Annotated in this window: 24 protein-coding genes; 11 read left to right on the top strand and 13 right to left on the bottom strand. The window is 33.9% G+C overall.

What is annotated here, in order from left to right:
* Window positions 1-310 precede the first annotated feature (310 nt).
* The 6 genes from CLU83_RS09150 to CLU83_RS22055 all read right to left on the bottom strand — a co-directional run bounded on the left by CLU83_RS09150 (window position 311) and on the right by CLU83_RS22055 (window position 3,124).
* Window positions 311-769, bottom strand: coding sequence for a CHAP domain-containing protein (locus CLU83_RS09150; protein WP_100431317.1), 459 nt, complete (start codon window positions 767-769; stop codon window positions 311-313).
* Window positions 766-1,053, bottom strand: a complete 288-nt coding sequence (locus CLU83_RS09145) for a methyl-accepting chemotaxis protein (protein WP_100431316.1) — start codon at window positions 1,051-1,053, stop codon at window positions 766-768. Before CLU83_RS09145 ends, CLU83_RS09150 begins: the two co-directional genes overlap by 4 nt.
* Before the next feature lie 294 nt (window positions 1,054-1,347).
* The gene (locus tag CLU83_RS09140) at window positions 1,348-1,596 is read right to left on the bottom strand and encodes a hypothetical protein (RefSeq protein ID WP_100431315.1); all 249 of its coding nucleotides are present in this window, start codon (window positions 1,594-1,596) and stop codon (window positions 1,348-1,350) included.
* A 383-nt stretch (window positions 1,597-1,979) separates the two neighbouring features.
* On the bottom strand, window positions 1,980-2,696 hold the full coding sequence (locus CLU83_RS09135) for a DUF3164 family protein (protein ID WP_157802046.1): 717 nt from the start codon (window positions 2,694-2,696) through the stop codon (window positions 1,980-1,982).
* Between the two features lie 13 nt (window positions 2,697-2,709).
* A complete protein-coding gene (locus tag CLU83_RS09130) occupies window positions 2,710-2,994 on the bottom strand; it encodes a hypothetical protein (protein ID WP_100431313.1) in 285 nt (94 codons plus the stop codon).
* Window positions 2,987-3,124 carry a hypothetical protein gene (locus CLU83_RS22055; protein WP_157802045.1) on the bottom strand — a complete coding sequence of 46 codons (138 nt, stop codon included), beginning with the start codon at window positions 3,122-3,124 and terminating at the stop codon, window positions 2,987-2,989. The genes CLU83_RS09130 and CLU83_RS22055 overlap by 8 nt, the downstream gene beginning before the upstream one ends.
* 297 nt (window positions 3,125-3,421) lie before the next feature.
* On the opposite strand from CLU83_RS22055, the gene CLU83_RS09125 reads away from it, so the two are divergent.
* Window positions 3,422-4,102 (top strand): S24 family peptidase, encoded by a 681-nt coding sequence (locus CLU83_RS09125; RefSeq protein WP_232727035.1) that lies wholly within the window; start codon window positions 3,422-3,424, stop codon window positions 4,100-4,102.
* Between the two features lie 400 nt (window positions 4,103-4,502).
* On the opposite strand, the gene CLU83_RS09120 is transcribed toward CLU83_RS09125, so the two are convergent.
* The 6 genes from CLU83_RS09120 to CLU83_RS09095 are packed head-to-tail and all read right to left on the bottom strand — an operon-like array spanning window position 4,503 to window position 10,795.
* On the bottom strand, window positions 4,503-5,237 hold the full coding sequence (locus CLU83_RS09120; RefSeq protein WP_100431312.1) for a LytTR family DNA-binding domain-containing protein: 735 nt from the start codon (window positions 5,235-5,237) through the stop codon (window positions 4,503-4,505).
* Entirely contained in the window at window positions 5,237-6,280 is a 1,044-nt protein-coding gene (locus CLU83_RS09115; RefSeq protein WP_100431311.1) for a sensor histidine kinase, read from the bottom strand. The genes CLU83_RS09120 and CLU83_RS09115 overlap by 1 nt, the downstream gene beginning before the upstream one ends.
* The gene (locus CLU83_RS09110; RefSeq protein WP_100431310.1) at window positions 6,273-7,490 is read right to left on the bottom strand and encodes an ABC transporter permease; all 1,218 of its coding nucleotides are present in this window, start codon (window positions 7,488-7,490) and stop codon (window positions 6,273-6,275) included. Before CLU83_RS09110 ends, CLU83_RS09115 begins: the two co-directional genes overlap by 8 nt.
* 21 nt (window positions 7,491-7,511) lie before the next feature.
* Window positions 7,512-8,255 (bottom strand): ABC transporter ATP-binding protein, encoded by a 744-nt coding sequence (locus CLU83_RS09105; protein ID WP_100431309.1) that lies wholly within the window; start codon window positions 8,253-8,255, stop codon window positions 7,512-7,514.
* Window positions 8,256-8,258: 3 nt separating this feature from the next.
* Window positions 8,259-9,464, bottom strand: coding sequence for an efflux RND transporter periplasmic adaptor subunit (locus tag CLU83_RS09100; RefSeq protein WP_100431308.1), 1,206 nt, complete (start codon window positions 9,462-9,464; stop codon window positions 8,259-8,261).
* An 11-nt stretch (window positions 9,465-9,475) separates the two neighbouring features.
* Complete coding sequence (locus CLU83_RS09095; RefSeq protein WP_100431307.1) at window positions 9,476-10,795, bottom strand: TolC family protein; 1,320 nt, start codon at window positions 10,793-10,795, stop codon at window positions 9,476-9,478.
* Between the two features lie 697 nt (window positions 10,796-11,492).
* On the opposite strand from CLU83_RS09095, the gene CLU83_RS22445 reads away from it, so the two are divergent.
* The 9 genes from CLU83_RS22445 to CLU83_RS09045 all read left to right on the top strand — a co-directional run bounded on the left by CLU83_RS22445 (window position 11,493) and on the right by CLU83_RS09045 (window position 24,420).
* On the top strand, window positions 11,493-14,390 hold the full coding sequence (locus tag CLU83_RS22445) for a DUF6055 domain-containing protein (RefSeq protein WP_232727034.1): 2,898 nt from the start codon (window positions 11,493-11,495) through the stop codon (window positions 14,388-14,390).
* A 149-nt stretch (window positions 14,391-14,539) separates the two neighbouring features.
* Window positions 14,540-14,668, top strand: coding sequence for an IS3 family transposase (locus CLU83_RS22825; protein ID WP_369828800.1), 129 nt, complete (start codon window positions 14,540-14,542; stop codon window positions 14,666-14,668).
* A 137-nt stretch (window positions 14,669-14,805) separates the two neighbouring features.
* Entirely contained in the window at window positions 14,806-16,011 is a 1,206-nt protein-coding gene (locus CLU83_RS09075) for a hypothetical protein (RefSeq protein WP_100431305.1), read from the top strand.
* A 65-nt stretch (window positions 16,012-16,076) separates the two neighbouring features.
* Window positions 16,077-17,186, top strand: a complete 1,110-nt coding sequence (locus CLU83_RS09070; RefSeq protein ID WP_100431304.1) for a hypothetical protein — start codon at window positions 16,077-16,079, stop codon at window positions 17,184-17,186.
* A gap of 1 nt (window position 17,187) precedes the next feature.
* Window positions 17,188-18,345: a hypothetical protein gene (locus tag CLU83_RS09065; protein WP_100431303.1), complete on the top strand. Its 1,158-nt coding sequence runs from the start codon at window positions 17,188-17,190 to the stop codon at window positions 18,343-18,345.
* Between the two features lie 35 nt (window positions 18,346-18,380).
* Window positions 18,381-20,318, top strand: coding sequence for a hypothetical protein (locus CLU83_RS09060; protein WP_232727033.1), 1,938 nt, complete (start codon window positions 18,381-18,383; stop codon window positions 20,316-20,318).
* A 26-nt stretch (window positions 20,319-20,344) separates the two neighbouring features.
* On the top strand, window positions 20,345-22,039 hold the full coding sequence (locus CLU83_RS09055) for a leucine-rich repeat domain-containing protein (RefSeq protein WP_100433684.1): 1,695 nt from the start codon (window positions 20,345-20,347) through the stop codon (window positions 22,037-22,039).
* Between the two features lie 69 nt (window positions 22,040-22,108).
* Complete coding sequence (locus CLU83_RS09050; RefSeq protein ID WP_100431301.1) at window positions 22,109-23,284, top strand: hypothetical protein; 1,176 nt, start codon at window positions 22,109-22,111, stop codon at window positions 23,282-23,284.
* A gap of 68 nt (window positions 23,285-23,352) precedes the next feature.
* Window positions 23,353-24,420, top strand: coding sequence for a hypothetical protein (locus CLU83_RS09045; RefSeq protein WP_100431300.1), 1,068 nt, complete (start codon window positions 23,353-23,355; stop codon window positions 24,418-24,420).
* 4 nt (window positions 24,421-24,424) lie between these two features.
* Here the strand turns inward: CLU83_RS09045 and CLU83_RS22665 are convergent, their stop codons facing one another.
* Window positions 24,425-24,559, bottom strand: a complete 135-nt coding sequence (locus tag CLU83_RS22665; protein ID WP_255410945.1) for a hypothetical protein — start codon at window positions 24,557-24,559, stop codon at window positions 24,425-24,427.
* A 140-nt stretch (window positions 24,560-24,699) separates the two neighbouring features.
* Between CLU83_RS22665 and CLU83_RS09040 the strand changes: the two genes are divergently transcribed.
* Window positions 24,700-25,788 carry a hypothetical protein gene (locus tag CLU83_RS09040; RefSeq protein ID WP_100431299.1) on the top strand — a complete coding sequence of 363 codons (1,089 nt, stop codon included), beginning with the start codon at window positions 24,700-24,702 and terminating at the stop codon, window positions 25,786-25,788.
* Window positions 25,789-26,044 lie beyond the last annotated feature (256 nt).

The raw sequence follows: 26,044 nt of genomic DNA, 5'->3' as shown, positions 1-26,044 counted from the left end.
GTTTGCGGCCGCAATAAATCATCTCTCTACAGATTTTAAGCTGGATGTTTTTAAGTATTAGGATTTTCAAAAACCGTAAAGTTTTTTTAAAATTTTTAGATAAAGTGGTTTACTTTATTATTGATCAGGGCATCGCTTTTAAAATTTTCTGCCACAAATTACACAGATTATCACAAATTTTAAAAATTGAATTGAACAAATTCTACCCGTTTTAGGAGTTCGTGTAATTAAAACAGATTGTAATTCGTGTAAATTTGTGTAATTAGTGTTTAACTTTTTTTAAATGCGAATGCCCTGATTATTGATTCTGTTAGGGCTGTAGTCTGAGAAATCCTTTTATAGTTTTAATTTCTCTTTTTCTTCTGCAAACCTTGTAGCCCTCTCGACTCCCTATGTCGTTAGTATTTCCTTCAATAGTGTGAATAATATCACCGGCAACTTTTTCAACAATACCAGTGTGTCCTAGGCCTTTTCCTAGATCCAGAATAAAAATATCACCTGCATTTGGAATGGTTTGTACTAAAAGCGGTCTCGAATTGTATTGATCTAATACGCCTCCGGTTTTTTTTAAGGGATTGTTAATAGCTGTTTGTTTGGAAGCATTTTGAGTGCACCAGTAAATAAAGGCCATGCACCATGAATATCCTTTTCCGAGTCCTACACTTTTTAAATAAATTTCTACTTCAGGACCTGAATTGGTATATTTTGGAATTTCTTCTACGCCAATTTGTGCGATGGCAATTTCTAATGTTTTTTGAGCAAGTGTCATTGTTGTTTTCCGTTTAATTGTTTGAATTTTTGTAACTCATCTACTAACTGTTGGTTGACTACCATTAATTCTCTGTGTTGTATTTCCATAGTTTTTATTGTTTCTGTTGCAGCTGTTAATCTGGCAGTAATATCATCAAGTAAATCACGGTAATATTTTACGGCATTAACTGCATTGTCAAGTTCGGCAGCTCTGTCTTGAGCTAATGATTTTCTCACAGAGAATAACCAAGTAATAAAAGAGGCAAAAAATGCGGTAAGAGTCGGGTAAAGAAATTGTTCCATTTAATGTTTGTTATAAGAATTCAATATATTTATATTATTTAGGGCAAATGATAGTAGTTTGAGTTTTGATTCTCGCTTTGATTTCAGCTGTTGTTTTCTTTTGAGACGACAAAGATCAGCCGAAAAAAAGCCTTAAAAAAACGAATGCAAGGAGTGCGAACATTTGTATTCTAAGGCTTTACATAGTTGTACAGAAAGCGAATGAAAATCAATTCAGAGCAAAGTAAAGCCTCATCCTAGATTATAACAGGATGAGGCTTTACAGGCTAAAAAATTCGTTTTATTTTATGCTGATTAAGAAGATTTTTTGGTGGTACTCAGAAGTAGTTCTTCAATTCTTTTTAATTCTGAAGTGATGGGCGTACAAAGAATTTCATACAAAGTTGTTCGTGATATTGGATAAACAGGGCAAATATATTTGCGCCATACTACCGTAGTAGGAATATCTTCAGTTTTGTATTTTTGATACAATTCTTTGACAAGTTTGTAGCGGAGTAATTTGTTTTTTTGAATTCCGAGGCTTCTTTTTGCAGTTATAGGCATGGTGATAGAGTATTAAGAGTGAAGGAAAATGAAGAAGAGTTTAAATGAAAATGAAGAATTATTTATTTTGTACAGCATGCGGTATTTTCAGGAAGTAAAAAGAATGATTAGAAGTGCATAGTTTTTTCATATTGATTAGATGAATGATACTTTTTTATTTGATAATTATTTTATAAATCCTGTTGCTGAGACTATTATTAAAATTGCAAGTTCTTTACCTTGCCGTTTTATGATCTGTATTGATCTTGTTTTTACGCTCATTGCAGTATTGCTTAAAGATTGTTTTAACTCTAAAACAAAACCATTCCCGGTATAGTAATATTGGCTTTAAGTTGGTTGCAATGAGTAAAATGGCTAAAAGTACTGATGTGTACATATCGTTGTTAGGCTGCATTGATGTGTTCGTTTTGCTGGTTAAAGAAATTAAAGGCGTATCCGTGTAAAAAATCTACTGAGGACATAGATAAAGGAATGTTGGTTCGAACACCATTTTCATCAATTGTAGCTGCCTCTATAAACCAGCTGGAACGCACAGGCTTAAAGGAGGAAGCTATAATTTCAACTCCATCGGTAAATTCTTCATTATTGAATTCTTTAGTCAGTTTTTGAAGTTCCAAAACTCTGGAACCTTTTAAATTTCCCTTTGCATCTTTTTTTAAAAGGTTGAAAACAATTTTTACCAGCGATGCGGTTTCTTTACTTGTAGAAAGTGACGAAATAAAATTTTGCACTTTCTCAATACCAATTGTTACTGTATCATCCCAGCCTTCGTTGATGCGGTATCCAATAGTGATTTCTTCCTTATCGTTAGAGAAAGTATGTGACATTTGTTTTTCTTTAAAGCCATACACCTGATTCTTTAAATCCAGAATAGTTTCAAACAGCTGAAATGTTTCTGTCTTTACATTCCTCATCATTTCAGATGTTTTTTGTAATCTTAAAAGAGCTCTCGGAATCGTTTCGGCTACCAGTTTTTTGTAAGCGTCTCTTTCTTCATTTTTTTTGTTCTCTATTCTGTTTAAAGCTTCTTTTAATTGTTGTGCAGAGAATTGTGATAAGTCCATAGATGGGGTGATTGCGTTTGATAATGAATTGTTCATAAATGTTTCGTTTTTAGTTTTGTAATAAAATTTCTGTTTCGTTTTTAAAAGGATCATCATAATAAGGTGTGAAATTATGCTGTACGGCAAGTCTCGAAACCTCTTTTAGCTTGTTCTCAATATTTTGCGGAACAGGACGGGGAGAAGCCGTTTCGTCGTCCAGAATGTGCATCCATTGAAAACGTTCCTGATTAATGCAGATTCTTTCTCCGGCAGTAAAAGTTTTTGTACGTTCTGAGCAATATTGAAGTGCCAGATATAACAAAGCAATGCGTTCTTCGATTTGTTTTTTACTCATGATTTTTTTTTAATTGGGTTCGTAATTTTTTGATGTCAGACTCGATTAAATTTCTTTCCAGACTATTTGGATTTTCAATCAGCCAGTTTTCTAACTCTTGGATTTTTTCCTTGATTTCAATTGTTTGCATTTTATATTAATTAAAAGTTATTAATGAATTTGATATTAAAACTTCTATTTTGATTTACTACGCCTAATTCGTAGTTTTATTCCTGCTTTGTGTTTTTAGATTATATTCATTTTTTTTTATTCTGAAAGGTTTTTTTTACATTGATAATCAGTTGTTTAATTTTTTTTCATTTCTTTTGAATATTTCAGTATGCTTCTAATTGCATTTGTTTTTGATTATTATTTTTCTTTACTTTGCAAATATAATGTAAAATAATACATCAAAACAAATTTTTAACGTAAAATAATACATCTTTTTATGGGATCAACAGAAAGAATGAGAGAATACCTTGATTATAAGGGAATAACGAAGTATAAGTTTTGTAATGATTTGGGCTTTTCTAATAAATTTTTAGATAATAGCAGTAATATGGGAACTGACAAGGCGTGTAAAATATTACACCAATATCCGGAAATAAACTCAGAGTGGTTATTAACTGGTAATGGATCAATGATAAAAGAAGATACTAATATTGTAGTAATGAATAACGACAGAAAAACGCTTGACTCACTTCATGTGAATCAGGAGATACCATTATATGATTTGGAAGCTGTGGCGGGATTACGGGAATTGTTTAGCAGTGGTAAACCGCAAAGAGTACTGGATACTATAAAAATTCCGAATCTGCCAAAATGTGACGGAGCCATTTCTGTAACAGGAGATAGTATGTATCCATTGTTAAAGTCCGGAGATATAATTCTGTATAAAGAAACCGAATTTGAGAATATCTTTTTTGGAGAAATGTATCTTTTGAGCGTTAAGTTAAATGATTGGGAAGAGTATATTACAGTAAAATATGTTCAGAAATCAGAGCTGGGGCAGGACTTTGTAAAATTGGTAAGTCAGAATTCCCACCACCAGTCTAAAGATATTCATGTTTCAAAAATATCTGCATTGGCGCTTATAAAAGCAAGTATTCGTATTAATACTATGATGTAGGGATGCCGCGTTCGAGAATAAATCTGCCTTTGGAAATTTAAATTTAAATTTTATTATCCCATTAATTTTATAATTTTTAGATAGAATTAAGTTTGCTTTAAGTTAATACGATGTTGAATTAATATTGGTCATACTGCATGCAGCCTATTAGGTTACATTATTTGTAAAGAAGTAAATTAAGGATTATAAAATCAAGAGTTAACTATATAAAGAATAAATTCGAATTACATAAAGTAATAAAGCAGTCCAATCAGGCAGCTTCATTTTTAGAATAAGCTGCTGTTTAAACTTTTGCTTGAATTTCGATCATAGGTTCAGATTTGGTTATAGAACCTGCTCCAATTTCCAGCAGGATTAGTTTGTTCGCTGGCATTTGCAGATGATAAATTTTTAAAGAAATCTAATGAATAGAATTTTTACTGATGAATTGCTGGAATTTGTTTTTGTATTGTTCGGCGACAGTAATCCGCTGTTTGTTGATGATAACTTGGTTTCGTTCTATTTCTTCAATCTTGTCCAAAGCTACGATGAAAGAACGGTGGATTCTCATGAATTTGGATTTGGGTAATTCTTCTTCCAATGATTTTAAACTCATTAAAGTTAGTATGGCTTTGGGCTGATTCACGAGCCAGATTTTGATGTAATCTTTCAATCCTTCAAAATACAGCACTTCATAAAAATTGATTTTCAACTGTTTGTATTCGGATTTCACAAAAATAAAATCGGCGTTTTTGGGATTTTCCGGAGTTTCTTTTCTTTTCAATGCAAACCATTCTTTGGCTTTTGCGGCAGCGTTATAAAACTCTTCAAAATTGAACGGTTTCATCAAATAATCTAAGGCATCGGCCTTGAAACCATCAAGCGCATATTCACTGAATGCTGTGGTGAAAATGATTTTGGTTTCTTTTGAAATCGTTTTTGAAAGTTCCAGTCCTGATAATTCGGGCATTTGGATATCTAGGAAAACCAAATCGATTTTTTCGGTATTTAATAATTCTAAAGCATCAAAGGCATTGCTGCATTTTCCTTTTAATTCCAGAAATGGCGTTTTGGAAACGTAATTTTGAATAAGTTCCAATGCAAATGGTTCGTCATCTACAATAATACAGCTGATTTTGTTTTCCTGTATAGCCATTATTTCTGCGTATTAATTTCCAATTGTGCGGTAAAAAGTTCATCGGATTCCTGAATTTTAAAAAGATGTTTTTCAGGATATAATAATTCCAGTCTTTTTTTAATATTTTTCAGCCCGATTCCAGAACCGCTTTTGTCCAAATCGTTCTTTTTGAAATTATTATTTTTGGTTTCAAACCTTATTTTTTGTCCGTCTATTTGCATTGAAAAATAAATATTTGAGTATTTAACTGCCGAAACGCCATGTTTGAAAGCGTTTTCAATCAATGAAATAAACAGAAGCGGTGCTACTTGCAAATCTTCGGTGATAACAGGAAAATCGGCTTTGACAATCGTTTTTTCTGATGTTCTCAAATCCATCAATTCAATGTATTGTTTCATAAACTCGATTTCTTTTTTGAGGCTAACTTTTTCAACATTGGATTCGTATAGAAGATACCGCATTAAAATACTCAAACTGTGGATGGTTTCCTTTGCTTTTTTGGGCGAAATATCAACCAATGAATAAATATTGTTCAGCGAATTAAAGAAAAAATGAGGTTGCAGCTGGTATTTCAAATGCTGTAATTCTGACTCCAATTGGGTATTCTTCGATTCTTTTTTTTCGGCTTCGGTTTTAACCCAGCGTTCATAAATGCGCAAAGTGATTGAAAAAATCAGCGGAATGATAAGAGAAAGTGTGTCAATATAAATAAAGAATCTTTTTGGCGGAAAATCAATTTTTGGCATGTCATTTTGATCTTCCTCCATAAAAAAATCACGAAGCTGGAATTTCAGCCAAATAAAGAAAGCGATTAGCAGCGCATTAACGATGAAATAAAGAATCACTTTCCTTTTGAGCAGAAAACCATCTATTAAAAAGAAATAATTCAGATAAAAAATAACCGCATAAAAAGCCAAGGGAATCCAGGAATGTTCTATTATTTTGTGTAAATCAAAGGATTGTCCTGAGGATAAAAGATAGGGCAGGCTAAATAAAACCGCCCAAACCAAAACGTGTGTAAAGGCTGTGAATAGGCGGTTGTTTTTTATAAAATCATTCATAACGTAAAGCGTTTATAGGATCTAGGGTTGCTGCTTTTCTTGCAGGATACCATCCGAAAAATATTCCGGTTATGGCACAAACCGCAAATGATAGTAATATGGAAAACAAGGTGACGCTTGTTGGCCAATTTAAAACTTTTGCAATAAAAACAGTCGAAAACAAGCCTAAAGTTACTCCAATTATTCCACCTGTAATACTGATAATAATGGCTTCGGTCAAAAATTGCATCAAAATATCTCTTCCTGTGCCTCCCACGGCCATTCTTAAACCAATTTCACGGGTTCTTTCCTTAACTGAAACATACATGATATTCATAATTCCGATTCCGCCAATCAAAAGGGAAATCCCTGCAATGGCGACCAAAAGTAACGTCATCATTTCGCTCGTAGAGCTGAACATGGAGATTAGCTCTTGTTGCGAAAATACATTAAAATCATCATCAGTGTTTACCAGCTTATGGTTTTCTCTCAGAATTTTTGAAACTTCCTCGACAGCTTCTGGGGCTTTATCTTCACTTTTTGATGAAGTAGCGATGGATTGCAGATAGGTTATGGCGAGCACTCTTTTTTGAACAGCTGTATAAGGTGCTAAAATTACATCGTCCTGGTCTTGCCCAAAAGTATTTTCTCCTTTTTCCGAAAGGACACCTATAACTTTAAACGGAATTTTATTGAAACGGATGGTTGCTCCAATTGGGTTTTCACCAGCACTAAATAAATTTTCAACAATTGTTTTACCGATAACGGCTACTTTTGCGGAAGCTTTTACGTCTTCATCTGTAAACATTGTACCGTCTTGAACGGTCAAAACCCTTACTTTTAAATAGTTTGGAGCCACACCATAAATAGATGTCGGCCAGTTTTTGGAACCTTTTATGGCATGACCGTTGCCGTTTACTACTGGAGAGGTGTTTTCTACTAAAGTTCCGTTTTTTTGAATCGATTCTAGATCTTTGATTGTCAATGTCTGCATAGAACTCACGTCCATTCTCACGCCGCCCTGCATTCCCGCTCCAGGGCGAATGGTAAGCATATTAGATCCCATACTGGAAATTTGCGATTTGATGCTCTCTTTGGAACCTTCACCAATAGCGAGCATGGCTATGACCGAAGCAACACCGATAATAATTCCGAGCATCGTCAGAAAAGCTCTCATTTTGTTAATCTGAAGTGCTTTGAGTGCTATTTTTAATAAACCGGAAAGATTCATAATTTATGTTTTTTAGTGCGGTTAATCGTTGTCATTTCCCATGTTTTTTATTGCTTCGGCAGCATTTAGAATGTTCTCGTTTTTGTAATCCTTGATAATGTGTCCGTCTTTCAAAACAATTGTCCGTCCGCTGAATAAAGCAATATCAGGTTCGTGAGTTACAAATACAATCGTTTTTCCTTCTGCATTTAGTTTCTGGAAAAGCACCATGATTTCATACGAAGTTCGGGTGTCTAAATTTCCTGTGGCTTCATCGGCCAGAATCACAACTGGGTCATTTACCAGCGACCTTGCAATGGCGACACGCTGCTGCTGTCCGCCCGAAAGCTGGCTTGGGGTATGATGTAAACGTTCCGACAGCCCCACAAGATCCAAAGAAGCAATTGCTTTTTGGCGTCTTTCCTGTGCTTGAATTTTTCGGTTGTAAAGCAAAGGGAGCTCTGCATTTTCTATAGCCGTTGTTCTTGGCAGAAGATTATAGGACTGAAAAATAAAACCAATTTTTTCGTTTCTGATTTTTGCCAATTGGTTTTTATCTAAGTTTCGAACAGAAGTTTCGTCAATTTCATAAAGTCCTGAAGATGGCTGGTCAAGACAGCCCAAAATATTGAGCAAAGTTGATTTCCCAGAACCTGAAGAACCCATGATAGTCACGAATTCTCCTTCTTCAATAGAAAACGAAATTCCTTTAATGGCGCGTACAATCTCGTCGCCCATTTTAAACTCTCGTTTTAAATCCTGAATATTTATAATTTTTGTTTTCATGACTTATTTTTTTCCAGGTGGTTTTGGCATAAATGGGCTGGAAGAGTTTTCAGATGTTCCAGTTACTGCTTGTTCATTTTTCAAAGCAGTTACCACTTCGTTCCCTTTTGTCAAACCGCTGATTATTTCATAATTAATTCCATCGTTCCTGCCTACGGTAATTTTTTGCTGATGGATTCCGCTGTTGTCTTTTACCCAAATGGTTTTGGAATTTTTATCTTTTGAAGGTGTTAGAGCTAATTTTTGTTCTGATGCAGTTCCTTTTTTATCCGTAATGTATTGGGTTACCAAGTTCATATCGGGTTCAAAAGAAAATGCTTTTGCTTCCAGAGTCAGGACATCTTTTAATTCCATTGTGAAAATGGATACAGTAGCTGTAAGTCCCGGTTTTAATTTTTCTTCAGGATTATCGGCTCTTATGATTACAGTGTAAGTCACTACATTTGAAGTTACGGTTGAATTCAAACGCACTTGAGTTACGGAACCTGAAAATTCTTCATCAGGATATGCATCTACCATGAACGTTACTCTCTGACCTTCTTTCACGCTGCCGATGTCGGCTTCATCAACATTGGCTTCGACCTGCATTTCCTTTAAATCTTTTGCAATGGTAAAAAGGGTAGGAGTGCTGTAACTTGCAGCTACGGTTTGTCCTTCGTCAACAGCTTTGGAAAGGACAACACCATCAATTGGCGAATAAATATTGGCATAACCCAAATTTGTCTGTGCTTTTCGTAAGTTCGAATTTTGTTGTTGAGCTGTACCTTTCGCAGTATTTAAGTTAAAAAGCGCTTCTTGATAATCGGCTTTACTGATGACATTGGCTTTTAAAAGCGAATACTGTCTGTCGTAAATGACTTGTTTGTAATTTTGATCCTGCAAAGCAACATTATAGGCTGATTTTGCCTGCTGTAATATTTCCAGAAGGTTTTCTTTGTCTAGTTCGGCAATAAGCTGACCTGCTTTTACGGTAGAATTGTAATCTACATAAATTTTTTGAACCACGCCGGAAACTTGTGTTCCAACTTCCACTTGTTTTGTAGCTTCAATAGTTCCTGTTGCAGTGATCACATTGCTGATATTTCCTTTTTTAACTTGTACCGTTTCGATTTGAAGTACTGCTTCTTTGTTGGTAAAAGCAAAGATGGCTGTGCCAATGGCTATTGCTATAAAAGCAAAAGCTAGAATTATTTTTGTTTTTTTATTCATGACTGTTAGATTTAAATTTGAATTTGGTTTCCTTGATAAAATTGAAGCAGCTGATAGTATAATGCCAGTGATAATTTTGCTTGTAAATAAGTTTGTTCTGCATTGAGATAAGTGTTTTTACTCACCAGTAAATCGGTTGAACTTAATGCTCCCAATTCTGATTTTTTTAGGGACATATCGTATGCCAATTTTGAAGAGTTTTTCAATGCAATAGCGGCTTCCATCTGGCTTTGGCTCGAAATTGCATTTTGCCAGGCACTTTCAATTTTTAGATACAATTGTTTATTTGCGGATTGAACTGAAAGTTTGGAGTTTTCAATTTCAATTTTGGTATTTTCGATTTTCGCTTTGTTTTGGTATTTGCTAAAAATTGGAATGCTTAAGGACAGTCCCACGCTTTGGTAAAAATTTCCATCAAATTGATTAATGAAATTATAAGGCTGCGTGTTGGTATATCCCGAATTTAATCCGGCGTTTAAACTCAATGTGGGTAAATAGCCTGATTTTGCTTTGGATAATTCGAGCTCTTTAATTGAAGTTTGAATGGCTGCACTTTTTATTTCAGGAAGATTTTCGGAAGCATAACTGTATACTTTTTTTAATTCGGGAATTGCAAATTGTTCAGTAGTTAATTTTGTTGCTGCAATATCAAAGGAATCTTCAGGGTTTAATTCTAATAGTTGTTTTAAGGCGATAAGTTGTTGACGGTAGTTGTTTTGTACCGTAATCAGAGTTACTTCGTCATTTTTGAGCTGGGTTTCCAAATTGGCTGCGTCTATTCCAGCAACGGAACCCGCTTTGTATTTGGTATTCATTTGATTAAGCTGTTCTTTGGAAGAAGCAATAATGTTTTTAGAAACTTCAATGCCTTCTTTGTAATAAAGAGCTTGCAGATAGGCTTGTGCCACGCTCAAAAGGACATTGTTTTTTGCTTCGGAAACAAAGAACTCGTTTTGTTTTACTAAAAGCTCGTTCTGCTTAATCGTATTGTTGATGTAATTGCCTTTGAACAAAGTTAGCGAAGCATTTACTCCAGCACTTGTTGAATGAACCAATTGGGTAACATAACTGCTTGTAATGGGGTCAATACTGCTCCCGTTATTCATACTTTGCGAAGCATTTGCAGTTATGCTTGGCAAACGTTCATATTTGGATTGTTTGTAATTAATTTCGGCACTGTTCTCAGTAAGCTGTGCTTGCTTTACCGTAATGTTATTTTTGATTGCGTATGAAATGCAATCTTCTAAACTCCATATTTTTGGTTTTTCTTCCTGTGCCGTAACGAGACCTACTTGGAAAAGTATCAGCATTGTTATGATTATTTTTTTCATTTCTTTGAATTTTATAGTCCAAAGAAATGATTAAAGGGAAGGATATAATAATGAAGTAGAAGTCTGCCGTTATTTTGTATATAATGAAGAGGATTTTATCGATGGAACTTTCTTAATTCTAAAAAAGAAATGAAGGTTTAGATTTCCATCGATTAATTTCCAAATTTGGCTTTGCCACGTCTAAAGATGCACTTGTGCTAATACGTTCTTTAAAAAATGGTGTTAATGATTTGCCTGAATATCAAAATATAGTTTAATTTCTTCTCCAACAACAAGGTTACCTGTTTCTGTTAATAATCCGAGAACTTCAGATAAAGAAATATACTTCTTTGCCGTATTCCTGGAAAGGGATAAATAACTGCTTATGAATAGTTTACTCTTTTCATCACAATAGAATTTAATTACTTTTCTAATTTTCTCATGTCTGTTACTTTGTTTGTTATAATCCGTTTTTTTTAAACGAATGTATGGTTTCAACAACATGAAAAGTCAGTAGTTTTTAACAATCAATTTAGCCCAAAATTAGGTGATCAATTTGAATTGGAAAGTGGCGGTCAATTTGACAGGTTTTTTCAGTATAACTAATGAAATTAAGTAAAATAGTATTAAATATGGTTAATATTGTCTTATAAAAATGACAATTAAATATTTATATTTACAAAGAACTTTATGTTCGTAACTAATAAATAGATATACTATGAAAAAACTGTTTTTGCTAGTCGTCCTTTTTCTTTGCAGTTATTTTGCAATTGCGCAGAAAACGCTCTTTACTCCCACAGAATGGAGCGATCCAAATAATGAATTTTATAATAAAGTATCAAACTCTAGAAAATATGAGTCTTCGAATTTTGTGCTTTACTGGGGTGATAAAGTTGGTACGAATCCATCTACATATTCTGATGCCTCTTTACGGTTTAATCCTCAATCGGTAGCCGATACACTTGAATACACTTTTAAGCGATACATAACCGATTTGCATTTTGTCAGCAATGCTCCTACAACCAATTTAGGCAAGTACAAAATTATTATTATGATGATGAATACTTGGAATTCTACTGATCCTCGGTTGGAGGCTTTTGCACAAGCCAGCTCGTTTAGTAACACCATCGGTGCTATGTTCGTACACCCTGAGGCAACCAGAGATGGTGGGGCATTATCTCATGAGTTTGCCCACACGCTACAGATGATGATGCATATTCAGGAAAACCCTGGTAATGGAACTGCATTTACGGGTTATGATTGGGCAGGTCCGTTCTTTGAAGGCCATGCCAATTTTATGCGTGCTCAAGCTTACCCTCAATGGTCAGAGATTGATGGTACTTTAACCCGATGGATACAGACTAGGCATTTTATGTGGTCATCAAATCGACATCATTATACCAATTTTCATCTCATGTATTATGTTCAGGAAAAAGAGGGTTTTGATTTCACAAGAAGAATGTGGGCCGAATCTAAAAATGAAGAACATCCACTGGAAACTATAAAGAGACTAAAAGGCTTTACGCAGGAACAACTCGACGATTATCTTTGGAGTTATGCGCAACGCCAGCCAGCATTTGATTATCCTATTCAGTGGAATTCTCAAATAAATACGACCAGTAATTTTGGAATGACAATCAGAAAAGTTTACAAAAGCATAAAAGATAATATGCCTCGTTATACTAGCAGACAGTACACTCTTCTTACCAAAGTAGCTGGTACAACCGACCAATATTATACCAATAATGACTGGGCTCCACAAGATTATGGAATGAATGTAATTCCGTTATATCCAACATGTGCGGGTACTCAAAAGAAAGTTACTATTAAATTTAAAGGACACGCAGAGGTAAATCCGACCCAAGCCGGATGGAGGTATGGTTTTGTAACCACAAAATCCGATGGTACAATCTCTCGTTACAGCCCCATGTATAATTCTGATGGAGAAGCATCATTTACTCTTGATACTTCGACGGAATCTAATATTTTCCTAGTAGTGTCCTCTGCACCAAAAGTACATGTAAACTACAACATGGATGAGGGGTATCCCAAACAAAGAAGATATCCGTATGAGTTAAAAATTGCCAATGCAGCTCCAGAAGGATATCAGCCAGCTGCCGATTTTAGGTCATTCCTTAAAACAAATGGACATTTACATTCTAACGGTGGAGGATGGGTATCCAATAATGCTACTGTAGCTTCAACAGTATATGTTGGTCCTTATGCAGTTGTTAGAGGTGGTACTATTTCGGGGAATGCCCGTATAGATGGGTATGCAATGGTTGATGGAGGTACTATTAGCGGTAATGCTGTTGTTAGAGATAATGCATGTGTATACAATGCAACTTTATCAAGCAGTGCAATAGTTGAAGGAAACGCATGGATGGAAGGGGGGTCGGTTGGAAATACGGCCAATATTAAAGGAAATGCGATGTTATTTGCAGGAAATTATGGTGGTTCGGTTGTAGTTGGTGGCGACGCCGAAATTGGCAGTTGTTCCACCACAGGTGTTTATTTGCAGTTCCCTTACTGGAGAAATGGTAGAACAGATTGTGACGGTAAAGGTGCTGCTGACTCTTCCAATATCGATATAAATACAACATTCACAAATTTTACAGCTGCACAAATGGCTTTTGCTGCAACGCCTGCATGTACGAATAGCACTGGCACTTATTCTCTTTCTACTACTGTTACACCAACAGGTTCAGGATCGGTTTCTCCATCTTCGGGTACTTTTGCTAGTGGAACAAGTGTTACTTTAACTGCAACAGCAGCAACTGGTTATCAGTTTGTAAATTGGACTTCGGGAACGACTGTTTTAGGAACGACTTCATCTATAGGTGTTAGCATGACAGCAAACCAAAGTATTACTGCAAATTTTAACTTGATACAAACTGGTGGCACCACAACGCGCATAGAGTTTGAAAATTTGTCTGCTATATCGGGATATTCAAATTTATCAAATGGAATAAGTGGCCTTCCATCCAGTCAATTTTCAGGAGGAAATGGTAAATATAGTGGTGGAAGCGGTGTTCGTGGAAGCGCTGCAACATTTAACGGAACTACAGGTAATTACAATATAAATGTTCCATGGTATGATAAATCAACTGCTTACAGCGGAACTTTTAGACTTGTTATTAAAACAGGTACAACTGTAAAACTTGACCAGTCGTGGAATTGCAATGCAACAAGTATTGGTTGGTATATGAAGAGTATCTCCAATGTAGCTGTTGCTAATGGTGACAGCATTGAAATTTATGCGACGCGTGTTAATTCAGCTGAACCGTGTATTTTGGATTATATTGAATTTGTTCCAAATACAACCAAAAAGATTGCTGCTTCTAAGGTAAATGCTGATTTTGACTTTGATTTAAAAATCTATCCAAATCCAACAGAAGGAAACTTAACCATTTCCTTTATGCAAACTCAACAAGAAAAAGTTACCGTTTTATTGTTTGATATTAATGGACATAAATTAGATGTTATTACTGACAAGACTTATGAGGCAGGCAAAATCGATATTCCATACAATTGCGGTTATTTGCTTAAAGGTGTTTATTTTTTAAGCATTCAAACAGGGGGTAACACTGTAAATAAGTCATTTATAAAAGAATAATCTGCAAATATTTCTTTTTTAGCTTTTTAGTTTTGTTCTATAATCATGCTCGTGCAGAAGCGGATGTCATTGAAAAACACCGCTTATTTTGATTAGCATCATTTTTTAGACAGTAAAAAACGCTTGTAACAGGATTTCAAACATCTGTTATAAGCGTTTTTCTTTTTGGAAACAAAATGATTTCTAAAGAACAAATGAAATTGGAGATCTTTAAATATATTGAAATTTGGTACAACCGAAAAAGAAGACATCCTGCTTTAAATTACAAAAAACATTGAAGAATTTAAAAATCAAATTAATTGCAAAAATGTAGCTTAACTTAATGTGCTGTTTTTATTTGTATATCCATTATAAAATCATCATAAATAGTGAGACCCATTAAAAGGAATAGCCCGAATTTTGAAAAAAAGTACGAATGTTATCGACACTATTACATACAACTGATTTAAAAACAGAATTCGAAAATCCGCATGGCGTTCAAATCGTATCAGTTACATCTTGTGATGCCATTTATATTGCTTTATTAAACATTTGGATAACCGAAAATTATCAGTCAATAGAGCAAGTTGTTGTTTATTTTGAGGGAGTTAAAATAGTTGCCATTTATAAAGACATTTTTGAAAAAGGCACATTATGGAAATGTATTTATGGTTTAGAGAACGGTAACTATTTATTAGGCAGTGGTTATTCGAGTTTGAATTGGGGGGCGAAATTAGCCTTATTCAAAGAAGATAAATTGTTAACATCCCGCACATTTGACAAAGGCTACAGCACCGAAATCACCAAAATTGAAAGTGCCAATGGTGATGCTATTTTGATAAATGGCAATTGGTACCAATGTGTGCCTGCAGGAGGACACGATGATTTTTATCCAGAAAGATGGAAAACTAAAATCACAAAAGAGGGTCAAGACTTTTTAGATGCAGAAAACCCAGCACTAAAACAAAGCTATTTTTCGGCATCGATTTTAGATTCAAATTTTGGGAATTTTTATGTTTTAGAAAGTCATGGCATTTCTAAGTATTCGGTTAAAGGAGAACGTATTTGGAATCAAGGGCTGGGTCATTTTGGGCTGGAAGGTTTGATGCCATTGAATAAAATAGCTCCTTATTATAAAACACAAAACGGCATAACGGTTACTGATGGTGTTTGGTTTTCTGGTATCGATTACACTTATGCAGACAGAGCTGTCGAAGACCCTTTGTTTGGAAGAGTTACTGCTAGCGGAACTATACTTTCGTTTACTCAAATTTTATATGATTTTCCAGAAGTCTATAAAATTCACGCCATAGTTTCAGGAACAGACAGCAATTGTTTATTGATTGGAGAAACATTACGCATAGGCGAAGGCACGGGGTTATTCTTGCTCCACGTGCATTTTTCGAGTGGTATTTTTTCTGCAGACATCCAATATTTGAATTTCAATATAGATGACCTGCAACTTTCTATAAGCGATATTCCATCATTTCAAGAATATTATTTAGATATAAAAGGAGTCTATCCTCAAAGTTTTAAACTGGAAGATTTGAATGAAATTATAATTTTCGGAAATGTAAATCATGGCCACAATCGCGATAACGGAATGGTTTGGTCTGTTAAAATAGATTTAGGGTTAAAATAATAGAAATCAAAATAATACTAATTCTAATTTTTGTGGTTACAATTAGTAAAATCTAAAACAAAATTATGGAATTTCAATACCAATATGATCAGGAAAAACTAAATAAAGCTGGACAGCGAGAGGGAGAATTGACACTTACCTCTGACGAAAACATGGAATACAAACACATTTACAATGCAGGAAAACTTGTTGAAGCAACAAACTACCTCATTACTGTAGAAGGCAAAAAACCTTTAATTGGCAAATACAAAGATGGAAATCCTTTTGATGGGTATTTTGTTTACTATCATGAATTCAGAAGTCCGCTTATAGATTATTATGAAAACGGAGAATTAAAGACTCATTATTCGTATTCATTATTAGATTTAATTGCTTCTGAAAACCCCGCCGAAGTTCAATTGAGCAAAACGACTTATAAAAACAAGATGCCTCTACAAGGATTAATTCATAAGGAGAGTATTAGTGTAAATGGAATGAATTTTTGTGCTTCTGAATATTATGAAGAGGGCAAAATTACATATACCTATTTATGGATGATTATAGGAAGTGTGCTTCAAGCAGTTAAAATAGTGCTGTTACCCAATGGTTATAAAATTCATGAACAAAACTTTCATAATGAAGAAGTCAATAACCGTGAACTTAGATTTGGAACCATAACGGTTGAATTTAAAGACAATGAAAATGGAACTGTTCTTTATGAGACAGCCGATAAATTAGTTATTAAATACCAATTCAGCAATGCCAGTTTGTCTCAAAAAATTAAGCCTTACAAAGGCAAAGGATTTATATGTTACTTTCTTTTCAATGACAACAGCACTAAATTAACGCAACACTATAATTTTGAAATAAATGAACAATTATACGTTGAAAATTTTATTTCCAATCGTAGTTATATTTCTCTGATTTTTTCAGCGATAAATATTCAGCTCACTCCCCGTTTTTTGGCAAATGGAGATAATGATTATTACTTTATAAAAATGGAGAACGATTATGCTAAAATGGTCTCTCTCCATTTGGGAGAAAATGGGAATCCTGTAGATGGTTTTTTTATAGAAAAAGAAGAGCAATCGGACAACTATAAATATGCTCAATATTTGGAATCTAAAGTAGTTGCCAATAGTGATGAGTTTACCTTGGAATCTATAAAAGAATTGATTTTTAATACAAAGCAATAAGATGAAAAATTTTCAAATTAAAATAGAGCAGGAAATAACCGATTTTGCCTCAAAACATCCAAATGAATACAAGACAATCATAGATAAAATAACTTCCTATAATCGCAGTGACTATACCGATGATTTTTATTCTTTTCAGGTGTTTAAAAATCAAATAAAAGAAATTTACCTTAATCAGGCTTTAGAGGATTATCACATTTCTAAAAACGAAAATCTTCGAAATGAGATTATTGCTATTGCCGATTATATGATAGACAGACGCTATGACGTGATGATTGCGCTGGACGATGAGGAAGCATTTAATAAAGTTTTAGGATACGCCACTGATTGTTTGAAAGGTGAAGATTTTTTATATTTTCAGCAATTGTATGTAAACGAGCAATCCCTTTTTGCATTAGCGAAAGCCTATTATAACCCAAAGTTTAAACAAGCCGTTATTTTGTTTTTTGAAACCTCTTTTGATTATGTCAAAAATTATGCGAAAGAAAATGACAACCACTACAATAGCTCAAGTGCAGACCCAGATGGCAGTACATTATTGGAATTGGCTCAGGCTATCTCTTCTTTGAAGGAAGAGGACAGGGAACAATTTTCCAATCTTGTTTTTGAAATTTATGCGTTTAGTAGTAACGAAAAAAGAAGTTATGGAATGAATCAAGCTTCGGGTTTTATCGCACTACTGCTTACTTTATATTCTGCTACAATTGATAAGATTACGTTTTTGAATGATACAATTGCAAAAAAACTAAAGCATTACAAAGAAAATATTTATGTGCATCAGATATTGTATGCCAAATGGTATCTGGAAAAAAATCATACCGAAGCGCTTGCTTATTTACAAAATGATGAAAATGCCGGCTGGCCAACTTTTGCCATCTTAGCATTGGCTGATTTAGGTTGGCAAGAGGCTTTGCCTTTTTTAATCGAAAAACAAAAAGGGGAAAAGAATCCGGTAGTTTGGGAAGTGTACCAAGAAGCAATTCATCGATTGAGTACAAAATATCAAATTGCCAATAATGAGGATAGAATGATTTGGCTCAACGGAAATTTAACTCCAACTCAGCGTGCATTAGGTGCTGAGTCAGACAATGTTTTTGTTAAAAGAGCACAACAAAAACTGGCTATTGATGCTACGGTATATGAAACTGATGAAGAGTAATTACATACTCCAGTAAAAAAAATATTATTTTCATTATGAAAAATTACAATTCTTACCAAAAAACAAAAGAAGTCTATATTAGTAGAGATAGTGCTTTTCCAATAGCATTAATTTTTATAGCCTCCGTTATCACTTATGTATTGCACTATTTTCTAGGTATGGGGATAGCCTTGTTTTTTAATCTTTTTATCTCTTTTTTTTCTTATTTGTATTGGTATTATTATGCAAGAAATCGTCAACGAATAACCTTTGAATTTTTGACAGGAGTCATCCTTATATTTGGCTTATTACTGTTTATCGATTACGGAGTTTATACACTGGTAGTTTATCAAAAAACGGGAATCTTCAATAGACTTTATTTTCAATTATGGTTGTTGATTTTGCTTGGGACTCCCACTGTTTATTATATTTTTAAATATGGTCGTTTTTATTTTCAGGAAAGAAAAATGGTGGTAAATTATCTAAAAGTATCACTGAAAGTAGATTATGATAACCAATTGCTTACTCATATTGATGCCATACAGTTTGTAAACACTTCAAAACGTACCATGTCAGACATCAAACTAGAAAAAGCTCCTTGTTATTATTCGGAAGCAGAGTTAAAAAAAATGGAAGACAACAGTACTAGAAATTATTATTTAGAAAAAAGTGCTTTTAGCGATACCATACATTTGCCTTTTGGTACAAATAAATTTTTTATGTCTTGGTATTCGATTGTGGAGGATAAATATTATGATATCGAATTGCCATTTCCTTTCGAGAAAATGATTCTGGAACGAGAAAAATACCCCACAAATGTTTCTGGAATTTTGAGAGGAAAGAAAACCAAACGCCTGAATCTTCACATTCATGCCAATGGAGGGATAAAACTTTTTAATAGCGACACTGTTTTAATTAATCATATAAACAGTATTCCAACTTCAATTACGGAAGAAGTACGAAATGAAAAAATAAAACGCCATCGGTATTCACACGAATATTATAACAACCCAAAAACCTTTTCGGGTTTGATAGAAACGATTAAAGGGTCTGGGGGAATTGAAGAACGCTTTCAAATACAAAATAAATTAGTTCCTTGGAACATGAGTATTTCGGGACTTGAAGGCGATAATTATTTGGATGTGTTTGATGTTTCTTTTCAGGAATACGAAAGTGAGAAGGAAACTTTAGAGTTAACCATGTTGCGATTTTTACCAAAAAAACTAGAAATCGTTTATCGAGGCGATTATTTATACCGTTGGTTGACTTTACGAATTAATTATCAAAATCTCTATCAATGTATTCAAAAACTAACGGATGGGAATGGAGAAAGTCCTGTTTTGTTTGACCTTGTTTTTGAGAACTCATCAAAAAAAACCGACTTGAAATTTACGCTTAGCGCGAATGGAAAATCGATGGCGTTTACCGATTGGGAGATTCAAATTGATAAAGCCCGCAAACAAAGTATGCAGGATCATTTGCTCGACGAAAGCGAAGACGAGCAAAAACAGACCCTTTTGAAAGAAGCTTGGGCATTGGTTGGAAACAAAAAATACGCTTTGGCACAAGAAAAATGCGATGCAGTATTAACATTAGACCCGAGATATGGCTTTGCTTATTTTTTAGCGTCCAGATTATTGTGGTACAAAGAAGGGTTTGATGCCTGCTATGCCAAAAAGGATTATTTTATTGCAAAAACAAAGCACGAACCAGGTGCATTGGCACATATTTATAATATGTATGGATGCATATTGGACGAGGAACTGCGCTACGAGGAATCCAAATCCTATTTTGAAAAAGCAATAGAAACCTATCCAAAAGAGGGTACTTATGTATGTAATCTAGCCGAAGTGTATTGTAAATTAAAAGATCCCAAAAAAGCATTGGAATTGGCAGAAAAATCCAAAAAATTAGGGCATAAATCCGAAACGCTGAATATTATTTTAGCAAGTAAAGGAACTCATGATTTTATAAAAATGAGTGTAGAACAGTAATCCGAAAGAAATTAAAAATGATAAAAATGACAGCACTTTATATACTCATTCCAGTATTTTTACTCGGAATATTAGTGGCGAAAGCCCAAAACACCTCAAAATACAAATACCTATTTCGCAATACGATTTTAAGCCAATCCCAAAAGTATGAATTGGCTTCTGTGCTTCGTGGGCGTGTGTATTATCCGCGTTACTTTTATATCCCGTCCTTAAAAAAATATATGGTTTATTCAAATTTGGACGAAACGGGACCTTTTAGAGTATATGAAAAAAACACAAAGCCCACAGGAAAAGCATACTCTTTACTGGATGAAACAGGAAACAATGTTGTTAGATTCAAAACACCCTTGAACTTTTCTTGTCGAAGTGGCTGTTTCTACGGGTCTACATCGTACATTCCTTTTTTAGAAACAGGAAAAAAAGAAGCTCTCCCTTACGATGAAATACACAACTCAAACTTGAATTTAGGAAAAAGAGATTTCGAAAAACTTTTTATACAATTATACACCTCATCCGAATATATAGAATTCATTGACCTTAGGTCTTCGGGTGACGATCTTCATCAAGCAGGTATAATTTTCAAACGCCAAGGCAAGGTTTCCATTTTGCTTTCAGGATTACAGGACAGCCGTATGATTCGTCGTTTTCAAGAGAATAAAACGACGAATAGTAGTGAGGATTATTATCTGCCCGATATTCCAAAAACAGAGACCTTCCCACAGTCAGAACCTTCGATAGAAATGATTTCGCTCGAAACCACCGATACCAACCCTTTTCTACATTGGCGAACGGGTTTAAATCCCGAGTTTGCCATCAAAAAATATAAAACCAAGTATTCTTCGGGCTTGCAAGGTGTAGCAAAGTTGGGTATTATTCCTATTTATGTTTTGGGAGAATCTTTGGGTACTACGTATGTCCGTTTTAAAACCAAAGGTGAAACTTTCAGGATCAAAATTTTAGATGTAGAAAAAACAAGTTTGATACCAGCTTATAATTTAGGGCTTCGCACCTTTCAATTGCCTGCAACTATTCGCACCAAGAATTCATTGGTATTTATGGAATCTGCGCAAGATCGGGGCGATAATCGTTTAGGCGGTGGTGTATTTGTGGTGCGTCCTACTATGAATCCGAATCCATCGGCGGATATACCATCTGATATGACAGAAGAACATTTCAACACACTGCCTATAACTTTGCAGGAAGCCTTATTGCACCCCGATGCGGTAACATCGCTCAAATTGATTGATAAAAATGGCAGCGAATGGATTCCTGAAATAGAGCGTTTAAAAAATCTTACCCATTTGGAAATAAGTATCGGAATAACAGAAATTCCGGATGCGATTTCAAAATTTCCTAAGCTGGAGCAATTGTCACTGAAAAACTGCAACATCCAGAAAATATCTCATCAACTGGCAAAACTGACAGAGTTAAGTGACTTAGATCTTTTTTCGAATAAATTAACTGAATTTCCAGCCGTTCTTTTAGAACTAAAAAAATTAAAACGTTTGAATATTGGAGCCAATGAAATTTCAACTTTGCCAGAAGAAATGGATAGATTAGAAGAACTGGAAAATTTGGATATGGTACTTACAAACATTACTACTTTACCAAGTTCCATGATTAAAATGAAGAAACTTTATATCTATGACGGAAGAGTCCTGGAAAATAAAATGCCTCCTGAGTACAAAGATTTGTTTGATTATATGAAAAATATGAAGTAATTCCATGATATTATTTTAAGTTAGACCTAACAGTTTTAAAAGCCTGTTTTACTATTGAATAAAAATAGCATGAACGAGATATTATATACCAAAATACAAGAAGAATTTAATTGTATAGCCAGCACATTCAGCGAAAAAGAGAGCGTTGTTTTATTAGATAAAAATAGGATTACAGTTCAGTCGATATACAATCTGTTTGAAATACAACCCTATTTTTCCCAGATTGCCAACGAAGTTTTATCTCCAGACGCAAAGTTATTCATAGAAAATGAGGAAGATTTTGATCCTGAAACAGATGATTTGTATGAATACAAAATCAATCTCGAAAACAGAAAAGCGTATTTTAAAAAACAACATTACGGAGACGATATTTTCTATACCACAATCTATGAATATACAGAAGCGTACCAAAAGAGTTTTTGTGTTTACCAAAACAATGAAGATTTAAAGGCAATCAACCTGAGTTATCTGTATTTAAAAGACGGCATGCCTCATCAGTTTGTAGAATGCACTGAGTATGGTATTTCGCTAAAAACCTATACCTGCGAGGGACAATTCATTAAAAGTTACAAATTGGAGTGGCCCAATTACGATCATCATTGCATTGGCGAATTGGATTATGATGCCGAAGGCAATTTAGCACGTATTACAGAAACAGCCTCTGATGGAAGAATTCGTATACTGTTCGAAAAAGATTTGGAAACTAAAGATGTCGAAAAAATCCTGGCCGAGTTAGAAGATTTTTTAGTAGAAAACATAGCCGATCAGATTCTTGAAAAAGTAAAAATCGAAGAGCCTGTATATTGCCTATTGTTTGAATACAGCATGCAAGGGCCATTCCCGCCAACCATTGCTTTTGGTGTAGCTTCAGAAATAGACGGCAATTTTGAGGACAAGGAATTGTATGAGTTATATAATGCGCCAGACATGCGGTATTTTTCTGAAAACGAGGAACCCAATTCAATTGCTATTGATTTTTATCCAATAGAAATTCAGTCTAATTATATGGTTACAAATGCACATGGCGAAAAAATTCCGTGGCAAGACGATGAGGCTTGCGAGGTTTGGGCAAGACAAGTAATGGAGACTTATATGAAAGTATGCAAACGATTAATGTATTTTGATTTTTCAAAGTCATTTATCAAAACAGACTATTTTTTGATAATGGCTCGCGATTTCGAACAATGCAATGAAGCGGTTTTCTACAAAGAACTTTCAGCTTACAAAAAAGAAAATGGTTTTTAATTAATGTGTTAGTATTCATTGTAATACAATGCGAAAGTTAGCGGTAAGCTTATAAAACGACACCAACGATGAAATGGACAATATTTTTTTTCGCATTACTTGGGTTAACAGCTTGTAAAAATCAAACTGTCAATAAACGAAATGTTTCAGCCGACAAAGACTCAACGAATTCTATTCCGACCGTTCAATATTCTGAAAAGGAACTTATTACATTACTCGACAGTATTGGGAATTTAAATTCAAATGGTTGGACTGAAAAACTTACATTCCAAGTTGACTCTACTTTAAACAATCAAATAAAGCTAAACAACAAATTAAGTCGGACTGATTTTAAGGTGTTAAAGACAGCAACTAAAAGCGGTGAAATAGATTTGGATGTAGCAAGACGAATTTTCCCTCAACTTGAAATAGGCAGTAACTTAGCTTCAAATTCGGAGAACAAAAAATTAACAATTGGCTTTTACTCGTTTGACAACAACAAAAAAGACTTTAACGAATTTGCAATCTCAATTGGCTATGACGGTGGACTAGCTTGGAATAATGATGTTTACTTTTTAAAATCTGACAAGGTTATTGCAAAGCATAAAATTTTTCACCGTTACGGGCTTGAACTTAAACACTTCAAGAATGAAATCAATGAAACAGTACTATATTATAAGGTAAATTATGAAAGTGGAACAGGTATTTGGTGGAATCAATTTAATTTTTACCGCTATGACAAAGAGGAACTATTGCCGACATTGACAGAAATTGAAAACATAAATCTGCAAAATTCTTGGAGCATAAGGACTTATTGGATTGAATCAACAATTTTGGACACGAAACCATTGAAACTTAAATTTGTGTTTAGAAATCAGTTTACAGACACATTAGGAAATCAAATTGAATTTATAAACGACTCAACAGAAATCAAATATAAATTCGACACAAATAAGAAAATTTACGAACCCGAGTTTAGTGACGTTAAACTCAATAGGCTGAAACTATTGACTTATTTCCACGCAGAGAATGAATTACTATTCGTAAACATTAATTACGACCTTTTCAAAAGGGAATTAAACAGTAATGACCAAGTAAAACGACAAGCTATTTTAAACTATCTGAAGGAATTAAAAAATGGACTCAATAGACAATAGAAAACTAACAGACGTTTGGCAAAAAAGCGGGTTCTGTGCTTAAATGAAGATTGGTGTTTCGAATCAAGTTCAGTGCTGGCAGACAGTTTAGTGCTTCGAAATCCGTTTCTTCGCCAAGCACCAAAACGGAACTTGACATACTATTTTAGAAACTAACGAAAATCACTATAAATAGTGATGTTAGAGAAAATCAATACCTATAAATTTGGTTTGGAAATGATAGTTTCGATTACGAAAACTACGATATTGGGCTTTTGCAGTTAAAAAACAATTTATCACATGAAAAAATATAAATTTTATAAAAAAATAGAACCAGTATATTTTGATTCAAAAGAATTTATATGTTACCTGTTTTTCCCCATTATGTTAGCATCATGTATTTCTTATCCAATACTATATTTGTTAGACGTTAAGGCTACAATTATTTTTAATGTCATTCTTGCTTTGGTTGCTAATTTTTTTTATAATGGTTTAAAAAATGCTACTCCAAATGGAAGTAATGGGAATAACGGAAATAATAGCTTAGGGGTTTTATCAATTTTCTTCGAAATTATTTATTATTTCAGTACTTTTTTAACGGTATTTATTGTCTTATTTATTACAGATTTTGGTTTTTACTTATTGGTTGTATATCAAAAAACAAACCAATTTAATCCTCTTTATTTCTATTTATGGTTGTTTACTTTGTTCGGATTACCTGTTTTATATTTTGCTATAAAAATAAGTAACTATTATTATATCAAATGGCGACAAGCAGTAGCGTATGTAACTTTAATTTTAGATGTTAAACATGATCTGGAGTTGATTTGTTGCGTAGATAACATTCAGTTTGTAAATACTTTAAATAGAAAATCTTCTAATTTTAAAATAAATAATTATCTCGACTATTATTCTCCCCAAACAATTGAGGTTATGGACAAAATTTATTATACAAATAAAGCAGTTTTTAGAGAATTAGTACAAATTCCTTTTGATACTGATATGCTTTTAATCACTTGGTTTTCGTTTGTGGAAGATAAATGTTACTCCGCCGAAATTCCATTCCCTTTTAAGAAACTTAAAATAGAACAGGAAAAGTATCCTGAAAGTAAATTGAGAATGCTTAGAGGCAAAGAAACAAAGCCTTTACTTCTTCATATTTATTTAAATGGCGGAATAAAGCTTTTTAATAAAGAAGGGGTACTACTGATAGACTCTGCCAATAACAAAGAAGTCCCTATAAGTAAGGAAGATAAGGAAATAAAACTTTTAAGGTTTAGACATAGGCTCATTTTTTCAGGAAAGACTGAAGACTTGCCAGAAATTTTCAATGAAATAAAAACATCAGGAAGAATTGAAGCAAGATTGAGTCGAACTAAACAAACTTGAAAATTAATTGGGTATGAAATTAAAACATCATCATATGGATTGCTCAATTGTATCTGAACGTTTAAAGAATTTATTTGATAGTGCAAGGATTGATAATATTCAGCATTCTAAAACATACATTACCGAAAAAAAAAACTCCAGCAGAACTGAGTAGTATATAAAATCAATCAAATTTTATTATAAGTTATGACTATGAATAATTTTAAAACAGCTTTTTTTACCAACGATTATTATGTTTATTATCAATTGTTGATTA

Origin of the sequence: Flavobacterium sp. 1 (assembly GCF_002797935.1) — a bacterium.
Lineage (GTDB): Bacteria > Bacteroidota > Bacteroidia > Flavobacteriales > Flavobacteriaceae > Flavobacterium.
The sequence above is the reverse complement of the archived record's forward strand: the minus strand, read 5'-3'. Positions and strand labels throughout refer to the sequence as shown.